Here is a 3,893-nt window from a genome sequence, read left to right on the forward strand (position 1 = left end):
GCCTGTCCCGGCGGATCACCCCGCCATCTCCGCCGAGCCCCTCGCCGGCCATCGCGCTCGCCCGCGCCATCAGGCCGGATCGCTCAATCCCCATAGCCGACTGCCTCGGTCCCCGCGGGTTCGTTCCTCGGAGACTTTCGTACGCCTGCCGGCGCCCGAAACTCTTCACGTAAGCCGCCGGTCTGCTTCAGAGAAGAGAACCGGAAAGGCGGTCGTCTTCCTCTCGATCGTCGACCCCCACTCGATCTTTCAGATTGGATCTGAGCGTGTTTTCGGAAACTCCAGCGGGAGGTTGTTGAGCACGCGCCAGAGCTCGTAGCCGACAGAGACGGTCTCCATCCGGATCCAGCCCCGCACCTTTGCCCCCAGTGGGATGAAATCGGCGTCGGGCCACGCGGACCGGTCGGGGTCCTGATCGACCAGCACGCGAAACAGGCCGCTCTGTTGCGCCGAGGGATCGACGGCACGCACCCGCCCATCGAACATGCCGTGGGCCACCGACGGCCAGCCGCTAAACTGGATGGCCGGCCAGCCCTCGAAGGCGAGGCGCACGCTCTGGCCGGGCCGGATCAGGGCGACGTCGCGCCCGTCGACCATCAGCTCGACGACGCGGACCGGCGCGAGCGGCGCGAGGGTGGCCAGAGTTTCCCCCGCGTTGACCAGCGTGCCGGCGGCCGCCGCGTTGATGTGCAGGATCCGGCCGTCCCGCGGCGCCCGAACGAGCTGCGCCGATTGGCGGTTCACGGTCACTTCGAGTCGGCTGAGCTTGGCCTTGGCCTCGGCCAGCTTCGCGCGCTGCTCCGCCACGCGGATCTGCGCGGCCTCGAAGTTGCGCCGCGTCACGAAGCCCTTGTCGGCGGCCTCGCGCGTCTGGCTGACCTGGCTCTCCGCAACCTTCACCGCCTGCTCCGCCGCAGCGATCTCGGCCTCGATCTGCTCCCGCTCGGCCGCGAGCCGCTTCAGCAGGAACGGATCGTTGTCGACGAGACGGGCGATAGGGTCCCCCGCGCGAACCCGTTGACCATCCTCGACGTACCAATGCTCCACACGACCCTGGACCAGGGCCGTGACCGTCTGCACGCGGTCGGCGGGGTTCGGGGCGATAACGCGCCCCGTCCCGGCCGAGGTCTGCACCCAGGGAACATACAGAAGGACCAGGACCGCGAGGCAGATCCCGATGCCGATGATCCAGGCCAGGACGGCCGCCGCGCGGGGAGGCCGGATCGAGGTCAGGGTCGGGAAGCTTTGGATATGTTCAGGCCGCGACAGCATGGGTCCTCTCACGCAGCTTGGCATTGTCGAGCCGGTCCTCACGCTCGGTGGCGCGCACATAGCCGTGCAAGCCCAGCCGGATCTGGTCATCGTAGATCGGTTGTGGGGGGCGCCGGGTGACATGCAGCACCGTCGTGCCCGCCTCCCGGAACCTTGCGAGCGCCGCCGCGACGCGATCCGGTGGAAGCAGGTCGAACAGCGTCGACAGGACGACGAGCTTCGGCGGTTGCAGAAGGGTGGCGGCCAGCTTCAGCGCGACGGCCTCACCCGCCGAAAGCGGCGAGCCGGACGCGGACAGCGGCGTATCGAGGCCGTAGGGCAAGCGCCGGATGCGCTCGACCAAGCCAACACGCTCCAGGCAATCGTGGATCGTGGCCGGATCCTGACCCTCGACCAGCGACAGGTACTCGCGGATGGTCGTCTCGGCGAGCGTCGGCCGATCCAGGACAAGGATCTCCGACCGCAGCTTCTCCGGATTGAACGCCGCGATGTCGGCTCCGCCGACCATCACCCACCCACGCTGCGGCCGAACCCTCCGCGCGAGGAGCGCCGCGACCGTCCGCTCGATCCCCTCGTCGGCGGCCACGGCGAGGATCTCACCGCTCTCGACCGCGAAGTCGAAGCGGCAGCCTTCGACCTCAACATCGCGCAGGCGCAGGCTGCCATTGGCGGGGCCAGGGCCGGTCCACCCATCCCCGTCCGCCTGCTCGATCCCGTCGAACAGCGACAGTTCGTGGAGCGCCGCGACGAGGTCGTAGAAGGTCCTCGCATGCGAGCCTAGTGCACTGACTCAGACGGATGGTTCAGGGGATCGGCCGACGGCTTCGAGGATATCGGTGGCGGGCTTTGTCCAGACGAAGGGTCTGGCGCGCTGGTTGTGCTCGGCGATGTAGCGTTTGATCGCCGCCTGCAGATCGACGACGCCGGTGAAGGAGCCTCGCCGCAGCCGACGACGGGTCAGCGCTGAGAAGAAGCCCTCGACCGCGTTGAGCCACGAGGCCGAAGTCGGGGTGAAGTGGAACGTCCAGCGCGGGTGCCGGGCGAGCCAGGCGCGCACCTTCGGATGTTTGTGGGTAGCGACGTTGTCGAGGATCGCGTGGATCGCCTTGCCGGACGGGACAGCAGATTCGACGGCGTTGAGGAACCGGATGAACTCACCGTTCCGGTGGCGCTGCATGCAGCGGCCGAGCACGGTGCCCGCCAGGACGTCGAGGGCCGCAAAGAGCGTCGTGGTGCCGTGACGGGTATAGTCGTGGGTCTGGGCGGCAGGATGGCCGGGGGCAGGCGGACGGTCGGGGCGCGTCCGCTCCAGCGCCTGGATCTGGCTCTTCTCGTCGATGGACAGCACCACCGCGTGGGCGGGTGGGGCCATGTAGAGGCCGACGACATCTTCGACCTTGGCGGCGAAAGCGGGGTCGCGCGAGCGCTTGAACGTGCGCAGCCGATGCGGCTGGAGGCGGTGAGCCTCCCAGATCCGCTGCACGGCACGCAACGAGATCCCGACCGCGCGGGCCACGGCCCGGCCGGTCCAGTGGGTGACCTCGCCCGGCGGCTCCGAGCAGGTCAGCGCCAGTACCTCGGCCACCGTCTCGGTTGAATGGGGCGGCGTGCCGGGCGGGCGCGTCTTGTCGCGCAGCAGACCTTCGACGCCAGCCTCGGCGTAGCGCCGCTGCCAGCGCCACACGGCCGGGCGGCTGACGCCCGCCCGCCGGGCGACGTCCTGGACACAAAAGCGCTCGGCCGAGAGCAGGACGATGCGGGCACGCTGGGTATGTTTGAGCGGGCGGGAGCGGTCGCTGGCGATCGCAACCAGTCGTGCCGCATCGCTCGCATCGAGAAGCACACAGACCGTCTGAGCCATGGCCCAGACTCGCACGTCTCATCGGACGCGTGAATCCTCTGTCCGCGTCACTGCACTAGTTGCGAGATGCCGTAGAAGGCCCCCGACAAGACGAGTTCCGCCGCCACGAGTTGCCCGAGCGACAATTGCCCCTGCAGGATGAGCCATCCGCCCATGGCCAGCAGGGCGGCACTGGCGACCGCGTAGACCACGAGGAATCCGATGGTCTGCGCGAAGGTGTGGCGGAAGTGGCGGCGATGCGCCCGCAGGTAGGCGGCGGTCATCGCGTCGGAACGCGCCATCGCGGCCGATAGCCGACCACCGTGCTTGTAGAAGCCGTTCGAGGTGCCGACGCTCTCCAGCCAACGCGCCGTCTCGTGCTTCGCATGGCTCAGCGCCGCGCCGGACCGGACCGCCGGCCCCGCCCAGATGAACCCGATGCCGAGCAGGACGGCGGCGGCGACGAGATTGAAGGCGAGAAAGAACGGATGATAGAAACTTGTCAGGACGAGGCCGATCCCGGCTTGTAGAAGGATCGCCAAGCCGCCGACCAGAAGATGCGGGACCGCTTTCTGGACCGTCATAAGATCGAAGAAGCGGTTGAACAGGTCGCGGCGCCCTGCGTCGTCGAAGTGCGGGTTTCTGGCGTGGAGGGCACGCAGGGTGATTTTGACGTCCCCCCATCGCTTTGGTCCGGCGTGAGTGCGAGTTTTCCGGTTGTGTGAGCCCCTGAGGGGAGGAGCAGAGCCGTGAAGAAGAGCAGGTTCACCGAAGAGCAGAT

3 protein-coding genes and 1 pseudogene are annotated in these 3,893 nt (G+C 68.3%); all 4 read right to left on the reverse strand.

Annotated features, from left to right (window positions below):
- Window positions 1-249: 249 nt before the first annotated feature.
- Window positions 250-1,272 carry an efflux RND transporter periplasmic adaptor subunit gene (locus MFF56_RS31675; RefSeq protein ID WP_043388076.1) on the reverse strand — a complete coding sequence of 341 codons (1,023 nt, stop codon included), beginning with the start codon at window positions 1,270-1,272 and terminating at the stop codon, window positions 250-252.
- Window positions 1,256-2,002, reverse strand: a complete 747-nt coding sequence (locus MFF56_RS31680) for an ATP-binding cassette domain-containing protein (protein ID WP_081948843.1) — start codon at window positions 2,000-2,002, stop codon at window positions 1,256-1,258. The genes MFF56_RS31675 and MFF56_RS31680 overlap by 17 nt, the downstream gene beginning before the upstream one ends.
- A gap of 60 nt (window positions 2,003-2,062) precedes the next feature.
- The gene (locus MFF56_RS31685; protein ID WP_170867530.1) at window positions 2,063-3,133 is read right to left on the reverse strand and encodes an IS630 family transposase; all 1,071 of its coding nucleotides are present in this window, start codon (window positions 3,131-3,133) and stop codon (window positions 2,063-2,065) included.
- A gap of 47 nt (window positions 3,134-3,180) precedes the next feature.
- Window positions 3,181-3,893, reverse strand: a pseudogene (locus MFF56_RS31690) (hypothetical protein); the annotation flags it as partial.

The organism is Methylobacterium hispanicum, assembly GCF_022179285.1.
GTDB lineage: Bacteria > Pseudomonadota > Alphaproteobacteria > Rhizobiales > Beijerinckiaceae > Methylobacterium > Methylobacterium hispanicum.